The sequence below is a fragment of the Pseudomonas sp. LPB0260 genome (genome assembly GCF_013388395.1).
Window position 1 is genome coordinate 1883973 of the sequence record NZ_CP058247.1, and the last position, 16062, is coordinate 1900034.

Consider the following 16062-nt stretch of genomic DNA (forward strand, 5'->3'; position numbering starts at 1 on the left):
CAAGCAAGATGTGCACAGTAGGACCTGCAAGAGCAACTGCTAGCCAACCAAGCCCGGGTGACGCAGCTCAGTCAACAATAGAAGCCGGTTGGGCATCGCCGTCAGAGGCGCGCTGGCGAGTCCGACTAAAAATCGTAGGGGGGGCGTGCATGGCCCACATTCTAATGCTGTGCCACGATCAGAGCCTGGATCGTCGGGTGGTGGCGCAGGCTGCTACCTTAATAGGGCAGGGTCATTCTGTGCACCTTCTCGCATTGTCATTCGACGGTGAGACCACTAATGAGCTGATGCCTGAAGGCATCCAGCTGACACGAATCGGCTTGAATCATATCGTTCCTGAAAATTCGATTTACAAAGCATATGTGATACGCCAGCATCGATTAAGTGATCTGTTCACCCGTGCTGCCAATCGTTACTCCCGCAGGGTAGGGGGCTTTCAACGTATATTTAACTGCGCGAGCCGGCTGAACTGGAATCTCTACAAGACACTGTTATTGGCGCGATATCACAACGTTGCCCTGCATGATCCGCTGCCGTTTCGGCAGGCATTTGTTAGTCACGGTCTGGCACATCCGAGCGATCTCGTGCAAGTACATGACTTGCCAGCACTCGAGGCTGGGGCTGAGTTGGCTGGGGCCTGGAATGTGCCACTGGTATATGATGCTCACGAGCTGTATCCAGAGCAAAAGTCGTTCTCTTGGGCGCAGCGTCGAATCTGCTCGCAAGCAGAAGCGCGCCTGATCAAGAAGGCGAATCTGGTGTTTGCCGTCAATGAGTCTATCGGCGATGAAATGGCCCGCCGTTATCGGATACCCAAACCGGTGACATTGTTAAATGCACTCGACCCTCCTGTAGAGTTCGACCCTGAAGCGCGCTATGACTTGTTGCGTGAGAAGCTCAGTCTGCCTGTGCAGAGGCGTATTCTGCTGTTTCAAGGAGGCTTTGCGCCACATCGCAATCTGGAGGCTCTCGTGGAGGCCATGGCTTATGTGCGGGCCTCAGATGTTGATCTGGTCATGATGGGGTTCGGTACGTTCGGCGATCTGCTCAAGGCGAAGGCTGCACGGCTCAAGCTTCTGGGCTCGCGAGTTCATTTTCTGCCGGCAGTAGCGCAGAGTGAGCTTCTACAGCACAGCGCGTCGGCGGATATTGGCATTATTCCCTATCCGCATGTGGATTTAAACTCTTACTACTGTACTCCAAACAAGTTGTTCGAATTTATTCAGGCTGGGCTGCCGATACTTGCTAATGACTCGCCGGAGCTTAATCGCTTTGTTCGGGTTAATAAATTTGGCAGCTCGGCCAAGATGACTAATCCGAGGAAAATCGCTCTGGCGATTGATTCTGCTTTCTCAAGCGGGGATTTTTCGGAGTGGCGCAGCAACATCAAGTGCGGTCGAAGCAAATTTGCATGGCGTGGGCAGGGGGATATCTATATTTCATCAGTTTCCCGGGTGCTTGGAACGTTCCGCTGAGCCTGTGTTGGAGTTTAATTTTTTGGAGGCGTTAAGAGGTTATGCATGTGGTAATCCGAGGTAACTTAATGCTTTGGGGCGTGCCTGCTCCGGCAGTCAGATAAGTTATCTATTGCTGCATTCTTATCGGCTTTTGCTTGGTGTTGTGAAGTGTCGCTGGCATGCGGTTTGATTTTTTCAATTTTCTGAGTATTCGATGAAGAATTCCTGGGGTGCGGTGGCGATCCGTATGGGCATCGCGCAGTGTCAATGCGGTACACTTGGCTTTTGTTCCTAGGTGTGTGGGTTTTTATATGTGATGGCTATGCTTAACACTTCCAGTGTCTTTGGAAGGGGCGTTAATGGATCCTTCCAGAGCGTCCGGGCAATGATACTTGCTTTAAGCGGGGGTGCAGATGTTCTTGGGTGGATATATGTTTTTCGTATGTAATGGTCTGGCAAGGCTACGTAGAGCATGCGTGTGTGTTTTAATGGTTGTGTTGGGGGTGAGTGATGGTTGGGAATCAATTAGTGTTTGCTGTGTGTGGGGTTGTCTTTAGATGCATGTCGGCAGTGATTTCTTAGTCATGCTATTTCGGCGCAGTGTGTTGGGGCGGTGCGGGATTTTTGTTTTTTTGTTTCTGGCTCTTATTGGAGTGGTGGTAGGCGTTGTTCATGCTTATCTTGGATACCGGAGCCACACTGTATTTAATTTGCTGGGGGCTGTGGAGTTTTATTCTTGTGACGACTCAAACTACTACTCGGGGCACGGTGTTGATGCGTTAGATACTGCTAATTTAGATGACTACGTTGCGGCAGTGAGCGCGCAGGGTTCTAGTTTTTGTTTTAGTACAAATGAGGCTTCCCAGCTTGCTGGCTTGAAGCTCGTCTGGTATTCGCTGGCTGAAGCACCTAAGTCTATTGAGGTGTTAGGGCTTGCGGGGGGGCGAGGGACGACCGAGATTGAGGTGCTCTGGGCGAAGGATAATCCTCTTGTTGTCAAGTCTTTGTCCGGGTTTTTCTATTCCGAACTTAGTATTGAATCGCTCTCAAAGTTTTCTAGGTTTCGTGTGAACTATGTAGCGGGTGCTGGGCAGGATAGGTTGCTGCTTAGGGCGGTCGCTCCGTTTTTTAGAACGCGCGTTGGCAGTGATCTTGCTCCAGTTTTGCGTGACATTCATCGTGTATCACTGACTGCGCCTTATGGTATGGGGGTGACCGAAACAGATTCAAGAGATATTGATGCGTTAGCTTCAAGCTTGAAAACTGCAAGCTCTCTGCATTGTGGGAACTATAACTATATTTTTGCATATGAGATAAGTGGTAGATATGGATGGAGTGCTTTGGGTTTAGTTTCCAATTTGCAGGCCCAGCATGCTGTCGTCGAGATTGATTACTTTGGTGAGGAATACACTGCTGATCCAACCTTAGGTGCGTTGTATTTGTGTTCTAATTCGGCTATGCGGGCAGGAGGGTGTGATTTTTCCACAGCGCTTTACACTGATACATATAATCCGGTGTTGTGGCGATATAAGGGGGCGGATTTTCATTTGGGTGCAAAGGTTAAAAGTAGGTATTCAGGTATTCAAGAATATTTTGATGCGTATCGAAAGCTGGATGTTAAATGATTTGGAGTTTGCATGTGTGGTTTGGCAGGTGTTCTGTCTGGAGTTGGTCATCAGCAGAAGGTTGTTGATGATGTAAGGAGTATGCTGGCAGTCATCCGACACCGCGGTCCTGATGGAGAAGGGGTCTGGTTGGATGAGCGTCGACCGGTTGGGTTCGGCCATGTGCGACTGGCGATTATCGATCCGGAACACGGAAAGCAGCCGATGGTGACCGAGGATGGTCGCTTTGTCGTGGTATTTAACGGTGCTATTTACAATTATCTGGAGTTACGCCGCGAGCTTATTGCTAAGGGCCATCCGCTTCACAGCTTCTCGGATACCGAGGTGCTGCTGTACGCCTATCGTGAGTGGGGTGAACCTTTTGTAGACCGGCTGTTGGGGATGTTTGCGTTTGCGATCTGGGACAAATATGAGCAGCGGCTGTTCTGTGCCCGCGATCGAGTTGGTATCAAGCCTTTATATTACCACTTTGATGGCCGTCGTTTGTTGTTCGCCTCGGAAATCAAGGCAATCGTGGCCGACGATAAGGTTAAAGCTCAGGTTGATCCCGAGGGGTTGCAGGACTATCTGACGTTCCAGTTCTGCTTAGATCAAAAAACTTTATTCAAAGGGATCGACAAGCTTGAGCCGGGCTATTGCCTGTCCGCTTGGTATGAGGGCGATTCGCTCAAAGTGCAGACACGCCAGTATTGGGATCTGCGCTACAACATTGATGAAGAGCACGATGAGCGTTACTTCATCGACACGCTGTCAGGGCTGATCGACGACTCTATTCGCCTCCATATGCGTTCTGATGTGCCGCTGGGTGCACATTTGTCTGGCGGGCTGGACTCCAGTGCCATCGTGTGTTTGGCCTCGCGCATGTTGGGAGGCGAAAAGATGCATACCTTTACAGGTGCGTTCAATGAGGGGCCGCAGTTTGACGAGACGGCTTACGCCAAGGCAGTATCGGCGTTCGCCGGCACAACCTATAACGAGATCTACATCCCAGCCGGAAATGAGCTTGCGGAGACGCTTCCGCGCCTGATGTATTGTATGGATGAGCCGCTGGCTGGACCAGGGGTTATTCCTCAGTACTACGTGTCGCAGTTGGCCAGCCAGCACGTGAAGGTGGTGATGGGGGGGCAGGGCGGTGATGAACTGTTTATCGGCTATGCTCGTTACATGGCGTTGTATCTGGAGAAGTGCCTGTCGGGTGCTATTTACCAGACAGCCAACCAAAACCGCTATGCGGTCTCGCTGGAGTCGATCGTCCCTAACCTGCCTCTACTGGCTACCTACCAGCCAATGTTGCAGCAGCTTTGGAAGAACGGGTTGTTTGCGTCCCATGACCAGCGTTATTTTAGCTTGTTGGATCGCAGAGAAGGTATGGCGCAGCTGTTCAATCAGGATGCTTTACGAACCAGTAGTGGCTACTCCTCATTTGAGTCGTTCCAGCGAATTTTTAATAGAGCGGGACTACACTCACTAGTCAACCAAATGACGTATTTCGACCTTAAGGGTTCACTGCCGGCGCTGCTCCATGTTGAGGACCGTACAAGTATGGCCGCATCCATCGAGTCCCGTGTGCCACTGCTTGACCACCGCATTTTAGAGTTCATGGCTACCGTTCCGCCGAATATCAAGTTTGCCGAAGGGCGCATGAAGCATCTATTCAAAGAGTCGGTGCGCAGCGCTATTCCGCCGAGCATTATTGAACGAAAAGATAAGATGGGCTTCCCGACCCCGCTCAATCAGTGGACCAAGGGCGTTGCGCGTGATTTTGTCCGCGACATGCTGCTTTCCGATCGCGCGCGTCAGCGCGGCCTGTATGACGTGGCGGCGGTGGAGAGGACCTTGGGTAACGAGCGCGAGTTCGGACGTGTCGTTTGGGGGCTGTTGTGTCTAGAGTTGTGGCAGCGAATTTTTATTGACGGAGACATGAAACCTAGTGTTATCTGATTCATTGCAGGCCACTCGACAGGTACTGATGCTCTGTAATGACCGGCAGATTGATAGACGGATTCTTCTCCAAGCAGACAGTTTGGAGGAGGACGGTTGGCAGGTCACTATTCTGGCGATGCCGCTGGACGAGTCAGTAGCATTGGACGATCCGCGCGTTGTAAGAATCGGTGCACTGACCAATCCATTCGCGCATCGGGAAAATCGCGTGCTTGAGATATATCGACTGGCCAGTCAATATCTACCGATGAATGGCCCATTGATGCGGTTGTTGAAGTCTATTGCCTGGCGATTATTGGTCGATAAGGAGCGCTTTTATCTAAACCTTTTTCTTGCCAATGGTCGCCAGCATGTGGCTAATGTCGTGGTGGCGCACGATTTGCCGATGCTTGCCGTCGGCCGGGCGTTGGCCAATGAGTTTAGGGCCTATTTGATCTATGACAGCCACGAACTGTATACCGAGCAAGAGTTCTCACGCCAGCAGCAGGCGAGCTGGGCGAAGATTGAGCACCGGCATATTAAAACCTGTGATCAGGTGATTACTGTTAATCCGTCGATTGCCCGTGAGCTTGAGGCGCGCTATGGGCTGGCAGGGGTGGCAGTCATTCATAATGCTGAACGCATCAGTCCGCTCGGTCCGCGTTCTTGGTATTTGCATGAGCGCTTCGGCATTCCTCGTGAAGGTCGCATTCTGTTATTTCAGGGCGGCTTTTCAGCGGGACGCAACTTAGTTGAGTTGGTTAAGGCTATGGTGTTGCTGCGTGACTCGAGGGTTTATCTCGTGTTGTTGGGCGACGGTCAGCTTGTCAATGCTCTGCAGCGCCTGGTTGAGCGTAAGGGGTTGCAGTCGCGGGTGTATTTGCATCCGGCCGTTGCCCAAGCTCGTTTGCTTGAGGTGACGGCGGCAGCAGATGCTGGTGTGATCCCTTATCAGTCTATATGTCTGAACAACTACTACTGCACGCCTAACAAGTTATTTGAGTTCATTGCTGCAGGGTTGCCCATTCTGGCAAGCGACTTGCCGGAGTTGCGGCGCTTGGTTGAGGGTAATCAAATCGGTTGTGTCGGCGACCTCTCCACGCCGTCGGCCATGGCAAAGATGATTGAGGCATTTTTTGCCGATGAACTGCGCCTACAACGCTGGCGTGAGCGACTTGCTGCCGTTCGCGAAGAGCTCAGCTGGCAGAAAGAAGGTGAGAGTTTCAAGCAGCTCTATCGAGCGTTTAAATGAAAATAGCGGTGGTTTACCAATACTATCAGGGACACTCCTCGCCCGGGCACTCGTTGGTGTATGAGCTTACTCAGCATCTCGCTGCAAATGGCCATGAGGTTACTGTAGTCTCTGGCGAAACTGGCTACATGCGCCGCGATAAGCCGGTTTTGCCTTGGTACAGGCGCCTCTTGCGCTGGGAGCAGGACGGTGCCGTGCAGATCATCCGCACCTACACCTACAGTGAGCTTCATTGCAGTTACCTAGGGCGTTTGTTCAGCTTCATATCATTTTCGTTGACGGCTCCGTTCGGTCTATTGAAAGTCAGTAGGCCGGATGTCGTGCTGGCATCCTCCCCGCCAATTTTTCCAATGTTATCCGTCTGGTTGGTCTGCAAGATGCGCGGTATTCCGATGGTTTTCGAGGTGCGTGACCTGTGGCCGGAGTCTGCCGTTCAGATGGGCATTCTGCGGAACCGCCCTCTTATCGCAGTCATGTCATGGATGGAACGGTTGCTCTACAATAAGGCGGAGCGAATTGTAACACTCACCCATGGCATTCGCGACGATATCCATGCGCGTGGCTGGCCTGCAGAAAAGCTGGAAGTTATTACCTGCGGTATCGATACTCAGATGCTTTATCCGGATGTTGAAGCGGGGGCTGAGATTCGTCGTATGTATGGCTGGGAAGGGCGAAATATCGTATTGTACTTTGGGGCAATGGGTGAGGCCAATAATCTGGATGTGATTATTGATGCCGCTATGTGTTGTCAGGATCGGAGAACCCTTTTTTTGTTGGTGGGCGATGGAATGAGGCGGTCACATGTTGAAAGTCGTATTGCAGCGCTAAATATTAATAATATTCAGTTGTTGGCTCCGGTTTCCAAAGATATGGCGCGTGGGTTCATTAATGCGGCGGATTTGTGTCTAGTAACTTTGCAGGATATTCCTTTGTTCAAAGGCGCTATTCCTACAAAATTGCTGGATTACATGGCCTGCGGTCGTCCTGTGCTATGCGGTATTGGGGGGGAGGCTGCTGAGATCGTTCAGGCTGCTCATGCTGGAGTTATTTTCTCTCCAGGCAGCGGTCAGCAGCTTTCAGCTCTTGTCTTTGAGTTGATGAGCGATGAGGCTCGCCGGCTCGATATGGGCAACAGAGCGGTACGGTATGTTCAAGACAATTTTGATGCGGTTTCTAGTCGAGCTGCGATGACTGTGTTATTGCAGAAGGTTGTCGGGGCTGACTGAGGCCTGAGCGCGGCCAGGACGGTAGTTTCGTCCGGGGGCGTTCCAGGCTCAGCCCGGCAAACCGGGAAACCGGCACAGGATAGTGGTCTCGTACAGCGCTTCTTTCATCGCCGGATCCCTGTGGCCAAACCAGTTCTGCATCAGATGAATGCGCGGCATCGCCAGCAGCGCGTCCGCCGGTCGGCCGATTTCGCCCTTGGTGTAGTACGGCTCGATCAGAGCAATCAGTCCCCTCCACGGCACCATCTGACCCATCTCGATCAGACGCAATTCCTTGCGGGTCTGCTTGCGCTTGCCGGCATACTCGGCTTTGGCAGAAGGTCATCTGCTTTATGGAAGAGCTCGGGTGGCGGGAGCGACGTATTTCAACGGGTTTGGGAAGTGTTTTTCATAGTGTCGCTCGGCGTGATCTCTCAGTAGGTTGTTCATCCGTGGCATTCCCGGCGTTCTGGATGTGCGCCCAGCAAAGCCTTCTAGGAGCCCCAGATTAACCTGCATATACATGCCCTTCTTACCCCTCGCAGTCTAGCCCTTTTAGTTCAGCGCATTCACCCTGGCCTGCGGGGCGAGGAGTGGGCTGGGAGTTCGTCAATGTGGCCATCGACGATGCTAGTCGTATCGCTTTCAGCAGTTTGCATCCTGAAGAGCGGGGCCGCAGTGCGTGTCAGGTCTTGATTCAAGCGCTGCGTTAGTACCGCTGCCCGGGCATTCACTTCCCCCGCATCATGACCGACAACGGAAGCCGCAATGGCTCACGCAAATTCCGCCGTTTGGTTAGGCGCTTGGGGTTGCGTCACCTGCGCACCAAGCCGTATACGCCAAGGACCAGCTGCAAGGCTGAGCGCTTCATCCAGACCAGCCTGCACGGGAGGGCCTATGCCCGTAGTTACGAAAGCTCAGCGCAGCGAGCACAGCACCTGCTGCTGTGTCTGAGTCGCTACAACTGGCACCGGTCGGACTCCTGTCTCGGTTATCGCCCGCCATCAGCGGCGCGCCACTTTCACTGGAAACGTGCTGGGTTCACACAGCCAGGCGTCAAAGTGGAGATTTCCTGCTGGTGGAGGTCGGCGGATGTGTCCCTAGGCTATTGCCGGCTCAACCGACAGACTTACACTATCGTTTTCTTTCTTTCTTTCTTTCTTTCTTTCTTTCTTTCTGTCCGGCTGGTTTGCTGCCAGGCCGGCGGCGATTCGGTCTGGCGGCAGTTGGCGCTCTGCGCTATTGCGCGGCCAGTTGTTGCTTCATGGCCAGGGGCGCGCGCGGGCCGGGGAGGATGCCGTCCCGGCGGGAGACGGTCAGCAGGCGGTGGCTGGCGATGCCGGCGACTTCGTGGCCGCGGTCACTCAGGGTGTTGATGATCTGGTTGACCGCGGCGGTGATCAGCATGCCGACCAGGCCGCCGCCGCTGTTGTTCTGGTTCTCCGCGGTGCTGGCGCGGGCGCTGCCTTCCCACAGCAACTGGCCGTTGCGCAGGTCGACCAGCTTGGCGTTGGCGGTCACCGCGACCTCGCTGCTCACCAGCTTGTAGCTGCTGCCGTATTCGCTGACCTCGATGTACAGGGCGGCATCGGCGCCGAAGATCTCCTGCAGCTTGGCCGGCGGCGCCATGTGCATTTCGGCGGCGTTCATCAGGCCGTTCTGCTTGAAGGTTTCGTCCACCAGCGCCACCGGCAGCACGTAGTAGCCGGCCTCGGCGAGCGGCAGGGTGACGTGGGACAGCACGCTGTAGCTGGCCTTGATGTCCGGCGAGCTGTTGATTGGCGGCAGCACCAGGATGGAGGCGGGGTTGCTCTGCTTGAACGCGGTGTAGTCGTAGGGCGTGGGGGTGGCGCAGCCGCCGAGCAGGCCGGTCAACAGCAGCAGGGCCAGGGCTTTGCAGGGGTTGAAACGGATCATGGCGGGTTATCTCTCGGCGTTACGCAGCAGGAAGTCCATGTAGGCGGCGGACTCGGGGAACAGGCTCTTCTCGGTTTCGAACTGCTGGCGCACCTGGTCGGCCTTGCCGACCTGGGCGTAGAGCATGCCGAGGTGGGCGTGCAGGCCCGGTGGCGGCACGGCGTTGCGCGCGCGGGCTTCCTGCAGGCCGGCTTCCAGGGCGGCGATCTGCTGCTCCGGGCCGCTGCCGTCGTTCTTGAAGTGTGCGTAGACCTGTTCCTGGTAGCCGGCCCAGTGGTACAGCGGCTGGGGCTGGCTGACGCAGCCGCCCAGCAGGGTGGCCGAAGCCAGGGCGAGCAGCGTGGCGTACTTGTGCATCTGCATGTGGATTCCTTTCCTTGGGGTTATTGCGCCGGGCGCCAGGCGCCGCTGTCGACACCGCCGACCAGGTTGTTGACCGCTTCGCGGATGGCCAGGTCGAGGACCTTGCCGTTGAGGGTCGAGTCGTAGCTGGCGGTGCCGCCGAAGCCGATCACTTCGCGATTGGACAGGCTGTACTCGCCGGCGCCCTGGGCCGAGTAGACCACCTCGGAGGTGCGCACGTTGACGATGTTGAGGTTGACCTTGGCGTAGGCGATCTGCGATTTGCCGCGGCCGAGGATGCCGAACAGCTGGTGGTCGCCGACTTCCTTGCGGCCGAACTCGGTGACGTCGCCGGTCACCACGTAATCGGCTCCGCGCAACTGCTGGCTCTTCTGGGCGATCTGGCTTTCCTGCTGGATTTCCGCGAGGTTGTCGCGGTCGAGCACGTTGAAGCGATTGGACTGCTGCAGGTGGGTGATCAGGATGGTCTTGGCCTGGCCGCCGAGGCGGTCGACGCCGTCGGAGAACAGCCCGCGCATGTAGCTGGAGCGGTTGTCGAACTTGCCCACTGCGATCGGGTTGCGGGGGCCCTGGTAGACGCTATGGGCCGAGGCGACCTTGGCGACCTCGAGGGTGCGCGATTGCTCGGTGGCGCAGCCGCTCAGCAGGCCGAGCAGGCTGACGGCAATTAGGGTTCTTCTCATCTAGGCGTTCTCGTCGGGGGATTGATCCGGGGGGAGCTGGATGGCATGCGCGAGCCGCCGGCTGCGGGCAGGCGGTAGAAGGCGAGCTGGGGCAACAGCTGCGGGTGCGTCCATGACCATCGAGTCCTTGATCGGCGCACCCGCTGGGCGGTGGCCGGGCGTTGCTGGGGGGGCTGGGCGGTGGCGACAGCGTGGCTGCGACTGGGACCAGGCCCTGTTGTATCGGCCGCGGAGTCTACAAAAGCCCAGGGGTGCTGGCCAGTAGCCATTTGCTCGGCGGCGGCGCTGGCTGTGAGCGAGTTCACGCCTGGGGCGGTTATGGGCGGCGAGGAGCCGAAGGGGGCGTGGATTGTTGCCGATCGGGCGGCGTAGGCGGGCGGTCAGGTCATTCAAGCCGCCTGACGCCACGGCGCAGCGTCAGGCGGCACGACTGGTGCAACAACGTGCCCGCTCGCGGACTAGGCGGCCTTCGCATGCCTGACCCGTTCCACCGTCACCGGCACCGGGCGGCATACGGTGTTGCAGACCGGCGAGTGTTCCTTGGCGAACGTGAGCAGGTCGTCCAGCTCCGCGTCGCTGCAGTCCGCCTCGATGTCCATCTTGATGCGGATCTGCTCGTAGCCGACCGGCACGGCAGCATTCAGGTCGAGCAGGCCCTGCACGTCGATGCTGCCTTGCAGTTCGGTGGATAGCCTGCGGATCTGGATACCGCGCGCGGCGGCGTGCAGCACGGTGGTGGTGGTCACGCAGCCGGCCAGGGCGTGCAGCAGGAACTCGACGGGATTGGCGCCCTCGTTGCCGCCGAGCAGCACCGGCGGTTCGCCATTGATGAACTCGAATGAAACGCTGCGCGAGGTGTCCTCGGCCCCGGCGCCATAGAAGTCCTTGATGGTCGAGCGGTTCTCGCCGCCGTCGATCCATTGGTTGCGAGCGCGGAACTCGAAACGTGCCAGGCTTGGATCGTTCTTGATGGCCTCCACGGTCTGCGTCATCTGCTGTACGTTCAGGCCGTTGCGCGTTTGGCTTTTTAGGGTTGTCATGGTGTCCTCCGGCGCCGCTTGCTTTTGTCGCGGCGCATCTACGATAGGCGCGTAAGTACCCGGCAGTAAGATGGCTTTTGGCCAAAACAGGGGCGATCGTGCCACTGAATGAGGAGGCCGCCTTGAACCGTTCAGAAACGGGGCCGGTGGACGTCCTGATCGTCGCGGTCGCCGAGACCGCCGGCTCGTCCCTCTACGGCATGGTGGATGTGCTGCTGGCCGCGGGGCACGTGTGGCAGAGCCTGGTGAGCGGGGAACCGGGCCGCGCGCTGTTCCGGGTGCGCATCGTCTCGCCCGGCAGGGCGCCCTTCACCTGCGGCAATGGCATTCCCGTGGTGCCCGCCTGTGCGGTCGCCGACGAGCCCAGGGCGGGCATCCTGATCCTGCCCGAACTCTGGCTGCGACCCGATGAAGGCCTGCACGGCCGCTACCCCGAGCTGATGGCGTGGATCCGCCGCCAGTATGCCGAGGGGGCCACCCTCTACTCCGCCTGTTCCGGCGCGGTCATGCTGGCCGAGAGCGGCCTGCTCGATGGCTGCGAGGCCACCTCCCATTGGGGCTATCGGGAGCTGTTCAGCAAGCACTATCCCAAGGTGTGCTTCCGCCCGGAGCCGAACCTGGTGTTCGCCAACAGTTCGGGGCGTATCGTCACCGCGGGGGGCACGACCTCCTGGCACGACCTGGCGATCCATATCATTGCCCGCCACGGCAGCCCGGGGGAGGCGCTGCGGGTGGCCAAGGTCTACCTGCTCAAGTGGCACGATGAGGGCCAGCTGCCCTATGAATCCCTGGTCCGCCGGACCTTGCACGGGGATACCGTGGTGCGCGCCTGCGAGGCGTGGCTGGCCGAGCACTTCCGGGCGAGCGGGGTGATCCATGGCGTGGTCGAGCAGGCGCAGGTGCCCGCGCGCACCCTGAAGCGACGCTTCAAGGCGGCTACCGGCAGCTCGCTGATCGAGTACCTGCAGAACCTGCGGATCGAGGAGGCGAAGCGCCTGCTGGAGTCCGGCTCGCTGCCGGTGGACGAGATCAGCGCCGCCGTCAGCTACGACGACCCGTCATTCTTTCGCCGCTTGTTCAAACGCTGCACGGGCCTCACCCCGAGCCAGTATCGCCGCCTTTTCCACCCGGTGTTGAAGGCCACGGGCCACGGCCCCGAAGGCTGAACGCCGAGCGGGGGCCAGGCGGGTCATGGTGTCGGGCGGGGTCGGTTTTGGCCGGCGGACTGCCAGTGCGGATCGGCCCAGTGTTCCAGCAGGAAGTCGATGAAGCAGCGCACCTTGGGCGCCAGCAGGCGGCCGCTGGGGTAGACCGCCCAGATGCTCGATTGCGCCTCGAGCGGGTAGTTGGGCAGCACCGGCACCAGGCGGCCGTCGGCCAGCTCCTGATGGATGCTCCACAGCGACTGAATGCTGATGCCCTGGCCGTTGAGGGCGGCGTCGCGCAGGCTCTCGCCGTGGTTGCTGCGTAGCGGGCCGCTGACCCGCACCACGGACTTCTCGCCAGTGGCGTGGCGCAGGGTCCAGCTGTGCTGTTCGTGCAGCACCAGGCACTGGTGCCGGGCCAGGTCGGCGGGCACTCGCGGCGTGCCCTGGCGTGCGAGGTAGGCCGGCGCGGCGCAGAGGATGCGCGTGCTGTCGGCCAGCCTGCGCGCGACCAGGCCCGGGTCGACCTGCGGGGCGATGCGGATGCCGAGGTCGAGGCCGTCCTGCACCAGGTCGACGACCCGGTCGGACAGCTGCAGGTCGACCTTGAGCGTCGGGTAGCGCTCCAGGAAGCGCGCCAGCGCCGGGCCGAGGTGCAGCCGGCCGAAGGAGGCCGAGCAGGTGATGCGCAGGGTGCCGCTCGGCTGCTGCGCCGGGGCGCTCAGGGCGGCCCGCGCCTCGGCCATGGTGTCGACCAGGCGTTGCGCGTAGTCGGCGAACACCCGGCCGTCCTCGCTGAGGCTGAGGGCCCGGGTGCTGCGGTGAAACAGGCGCGCGCCCAGGCGTTTCTCCAGCTGGGCCAGGCGGTGGCTGACCACCGCCGGTGACAGGTGCGCCTCGCGGGCGGCGGCGCTGAGGTTGCCGAGGGCGGCGATGCGCAGGAACAGCTGGAGGTCGTCTTCGTTCATTTTCAAAAAATATCGAACAGAGCTGGCACTGGTTGCCTGATTATCGCTGCTTGTTGCCGCTAATACACTGTCGCCATCCATACAGGAGAGGCGACCATGAAAGCGCAGGTACTCTATCGACCGGGCGAGCCCGAGCAGTTCAGCTATCAGGAGTGGCCCAAGCCCGAGCCGGGGCCGGGCGAGGTGCTGGTGCGACTGCACGCCACCAGCGTCAATCCGGCCGACTGCAAGATGCGCCGCAGCGGTTCGGCGCTGGCCCCGGATTTACCGGCGGTGCTCGGCGCCGACCTGGCCGGCGAGGTGGTGGCGCTGGGCGCGGGCGTCAGCGGGTTCGCCCTAGGGGACGCAGTGTTCGGCTGCGCCGGCGGGGTGCGCGGCATGCATGGCAGCTACGCCGAATACATCGCCGCCGATGCACGCCTGCTGGCCCCGTGCCCGCGCCGTCTGAGCCCGCGTCAGGCGGCGGCGCTGCCGCTGGCCGGCATCACCGCCTATGAAGGGTTGATCGATCGCGCGCGGCTGGCGCCGGGGCAGCGCGTGCTGGTCTACGGCGCGAGTGGCGGCGTCGGCCATCTCGCCGTGCAGATCGCCAAGGCGTGCGGGGCCCACGTGACGGCGGCGATATCGACGCCGAGCAAGGCCTCCCTGGTCCTGTCCCTGGGCGCCGATGAGGTGGTGCTGTACCGCGAGGAGAGTCCCGAGCAGGCCGCGCAGCGCCTCACCGACGGGCTGGGTTTCGACCTGGTGTTCGATACGTTGGGTGGCGACAACCTCAACGTCGCCATCCAGGCCGCACGTCCGCAGGGACAGGTGGTGACCCTGGTGGCGCGGCAGAGCTACGACCTCGGCGGCGCCTTCGCCAAGGGCCTGAGCATCCATATCCTGTTCATGCTGATTCCGATGCTGCACGACCTGGGTCGCGCCCGCCACGGCGAGATCCTCGGCGAGTTGGCGCGGTTGGCCGATGACGGCCTGATCACGCCGCTAGTGGATCCGCAGCGCTTCGCCCTGGCGGAGCTGGCGGCGGCCCATCGCCATTTGGAAAGCGGTGCGGCGCTCGGCAAGGTGGTGGTGGATATCCTCGATGCCGAGGCGCGTCCGCAGTCCTAGTCCCAGCGGCTCAGGCATAGGCCTGGAGCAGCCAGAGCGCCGCCATGCCCACCGCCAGGGTCAGCAGCACCTGACGGGTGCGCCAGGCGACGAATGCCGCCAGGGCGCCGGCCAGCAGGCGCTCATTGCCCAGGGACAGGTCGACGGCGCCGTCGACGTTGACCAGGGCCGGCAGCACCAGGGCCGCCATCACCGCGGCCGGGACGAAACGCAGGGCGCGCTGCAGGTAGGGCGGTGGGCTGCGGCGGCCGAGCATCTCGATGAACGACAGGCGCAGGGCGTAGGTGCCGACGCCGATGGTGAGAATGATCAGCCAGGCCGTGGTGTTGCTGGTCATGGGGCGTCCTTCGCGGGCGGTCGGGTGTCGATGGGCGGCGGGGCGGGTGGCTGCAGCTGTTCCACCAGCAGGCCGGCGGTGATACCGCTGGCCGCCGCCAGAAACAGCCCCAGGTTGTACGGCAGGCGCGCGGCCAGCACCGCGACCACGCCGCCGGTCAGGGCCGCGGCCAGGGTCGCGCGGTCGACAATCGAGGGGATCAGCAGCACCAGGAAGGACAGCGGAATGGTGAACTCCAGGGACCAGCTCGCCGGCACCCCGGCGCCGAGAAAGATGCCGGCGGCGCAGGAGGCCACCCAGACCAGCCACAGCGGCAGCCCCGCGCCCAGGTAATAGAGGTGCTTGGCCGGGGCCTTCGGCTCGAGGGTGTAGCGGGTGATGCTCAGCGCATAGGCCTGATCGGTGAGCAGGTAGGCCAGGGGCCAGCGCCAGCGCCCGCTCAGGCCCTGGAAGTGCGGGGCGATCGAGGCGCTGTACATGGTGAAGCGCGCGTTGATGACCAGCGCCGTGAGGATGATCACCAGCGGCAGGGTGCCGAGGTCCATCAGTTGCGCGGCCACCAGTTGCGCCGTCCCGGCGAAGATCACGAACGACATGGCCAGGGCGGCGCTGGGCGACAGTCCGGCGTCGATGGCGGCGATGCCGGCGATCATGCCGAACGGAATCAGCCCGGGAAGCAGCGGGGCGACTGCCTTGGCGCCGGCGGTGAAGGCCGGGTGTGCTGAGAGGGCCATGCTGTCTCCTGACGCTGCCTGTCTGTGGGTGCCTGCCGGCGCATGCGGTGGTGGGGAGACGCCTTGCCGGCACGACACGGCACAAGCTTAGGGCGCCGGGCGCGGGCCCGGTGTTCCATTCACGACGCCCGATTGCCCTCGGCCAGGCCGGCCGGTGTTTCGTAGCGGCCGCGCTCGGCAACCGTGCGTCGGCCCGGGTCGCGCTGCGCTCAACTCTGTTTCTCGGTAGTCGATAACCCGGCAAGGCTGTCATCAGGCGGCTATTTGTGCACAATGCTGTATCCAAAGTAGCCGTCAATCGACAAT

14 protein-coding genes and 2 pseudogenes are annotated in these 16062 nt (G+C 59.9%); 8 read left to right on the forward strand and 8 right to left on the reverse strand.

All coding sequences use genetic code 11. The annotated features are described in order from the left end of the window. The first annotated feature begins 149 nt into the window (after window positions 1-149). The 5 genes from LPB260_RS08220 to LPB260_RS08240 all read left to right on the forward strand — a co-directional run bounded on the left by LPB260_RS08220 (window position 150) and on the right by LPB260_RS08240 (window position 7480). Window positions 150-1475, forward strand: coding sequence for a glycosyltransferase (locus tag LPB260_RS08220; RefSeq protein ID WP_208708206.1), 1326 nt, complete (start codon window positions 150-152; stop codon window positions 1473-1475). A 539-nt stretch (window positions 1476-2014) separates the two neighbouring features. After that, window positions 2015-3082, forward strand: coding sequence for a hypothetical protein (locus tag LPB260_RS08225; RefSeq protein ID WP_208708207.1), 1068 nt, complete (start codon window positions 2015-2017; stop codon window positions 3080-3082). Window positions 3083-3094: 12 nt separating this feature from the next. After that, a complete protein-coding gene (gene asnB, locus LPB260_RS08230; RefSeq protein ID WP_208708208.1) occupies window positions 3095-5023 on the forward strand; it encodes an asparagine synthase (glutamine-hydrolyzing) in 1929 nt (642 codons plus the stop codon). 28 nt (window positions 5024-5051) lie between these two features. Next, complete coding sequence (locus tag LPB260_RS08235; RefSeq protein WP_208708209.1) at window positions 5052-6254, forward strand: glycosyltransferase; 1203 nt, start codon at window positions 5052-5054, stop codon at window positions 6252-6254. Further along, entirely contained in the window at window positions 6251-7480 is a 1230-nt protein-coding gene (locus LPB260_RS08240; protein ID WP_208708210.1) for a glycosyltransferase family 4 protein, read from the forward strand. Before LPB260_RS08235 ends, LPB260_RS08240 begins: the two co-directional genes overlap by 4 nt. Window positions 7481-7494: 14 nt before the next feature. Here LPB260_RS08240 and LPB260_RS08245 read toward each other — a convergent pair. After that, window positions 7495-7814 (reverse strand): annotated as a pseudogene (locus tag LPB260_RS08245) (transposase); the annotation flags it as partial. 391 nt (window positions 7815-8205) lie between these two features. On the opposite strand from LPB260_RS08245, the pseudogene LPB260_RS29315 reads away from it, so the two are divergent. Continuing rightward, window positions 8206-8403: pseudogene (locus LPB260_RS29315) on the forward strand (IS481 family transposase); the annotation flags it as partial. Window positions 8404-8698: 295 nt separating this feature from the next. Here the strand turns inward: LPB260_RS29315 and LPB260_RS08250 are convergent. The 4 genes from LPB260_RS08250 to LPB260_RS08265 all read right to left on the reverse strand — a co-directional run bounded on the left by LPB260_RS08250 (window position 8699) and on the right by LPB260_RS08265 (window position 11462). After that, window positions 8699-9376: a DUF799 domain-containing protein gene (locus LPB260_RS08250; protein ID WP_208708211.1), complete on the reverse strand. Its 678-nt coding sequence runs from the start codon at window positions 9374-9376 to the stop codon at window positions 8699-8701. Window positions 9377-9382: 6 nt separating this feature from the next. Next, a complete protein-coding gene (locus LPB260_RS08255; protein WP_208710129.1) occupies window positions 9383-9733 on the reverse strand; it encodes a DUF4810 domain-containing protein in 351 nt (116 codons plus the stop codon). A 26-nt stretch (window positions 9734-9759) separates the two neighbouring features. Then, complete coding sequence (locus LPB260_RS08260) at window positions 9760-10422, reverse strand: CsgG/HfaB family protein (protein ID WP_208708212.1); 663 nt, start codon at window positions 10420-10422, stop codon at window positions 9760-9762. A 458-nt stretch (window positions 10423-10880) separates the two neighbouring features. Continuing rightward, the gene (locus tag LPB260_RS08265) at window positions 10881-11462 is read right to left on the reverse strand and encodes an OsmC family protein (protein WP_208708213.1); all 582 of its coding nucleotides are present in this window, start codon (window positions 11460-11462) and stop codon (window positions 10881-10883) included. Between the two features lie 122 nt (window positions 11463-11584). On the opposite strand from LPB260_RS08265, the gene LPB260_RS08270 reads away from it, so the two are divergent. Then, window positions 11585-12628, forward strand: a complete 1044-nt coding sequence (locus LPB260_RS08270) for a GlxA family transcriptional regulator (RefSeq protein ID WP_208708214.1) — start codon at window positions 11585-11587, stop codon at window positions 12626-12628. A 23-nt stretch (window positions 12629-12651) separates the two neighbouring features. On the opposite strand, the gene LPB260_RS08275 is transcribed toward LPB260_RS08270, so the two are convergent. Beyond that, on the reverse strand, window positions 12652-13575 hold the full coding sequence (locus LPB260_RS08275) for a LysR family transcriptional regulator (protein WP_218281510.1): 924 nt from the start codon (window positions 13573-13575) through the stop codon (window positions 12652-12654). Window positions 13576-13671: 96 nt separating this feature from the next. On the opposite strand from LPB260_RS08275, the gene LPB260_RS08280 reads away from it, so the two are divergent. After that, entirely contained in the window at window positions 13672-14685 is a 1014-nt protein-coding gene (locus LPB260_RS08280) for a zinc-dependent alcohol dehydrogenase family protein (RefSeq protein WP_208708216.1), read from the forward strand. Between the two features lie 10 nt (window positions 14686-14695). Here LPB260_RS08280 and LPB260_RS08285 read toward each other — a convergent pair whose 3' ends face one another. Together LPB260_RS08285 and LPB260_RS08290 are read right to left on the reverse strand one after the other, a co-directional pair. Next, on the reverse strand, window positions 14696-15022 hold the full coding sequence (locus LPB260_RS08285; protein WP_208708217.1) for an AzlD domain-containing protein: 327 nt from the start codon (window positions 15020-15022) through the stop codon (window positions 14696-14698). Further along, window positions 15019-15756, reverse strand: coding sequence for an AzlC family ABC transporter permease (locus LPB260_RS08290; RefSeq protein ID WP_208708218.1), 738 nt, complete (start codon window positions 15754-15756; stop codon window positions 15019-15021). The genes LPB260_RS08285 and LPB260_RS08290 overlap by 4 nt, the downstream gene beginning before the upstream one ends. Window positions 15757-16062 lie beyond the last annotated feature (306 nt).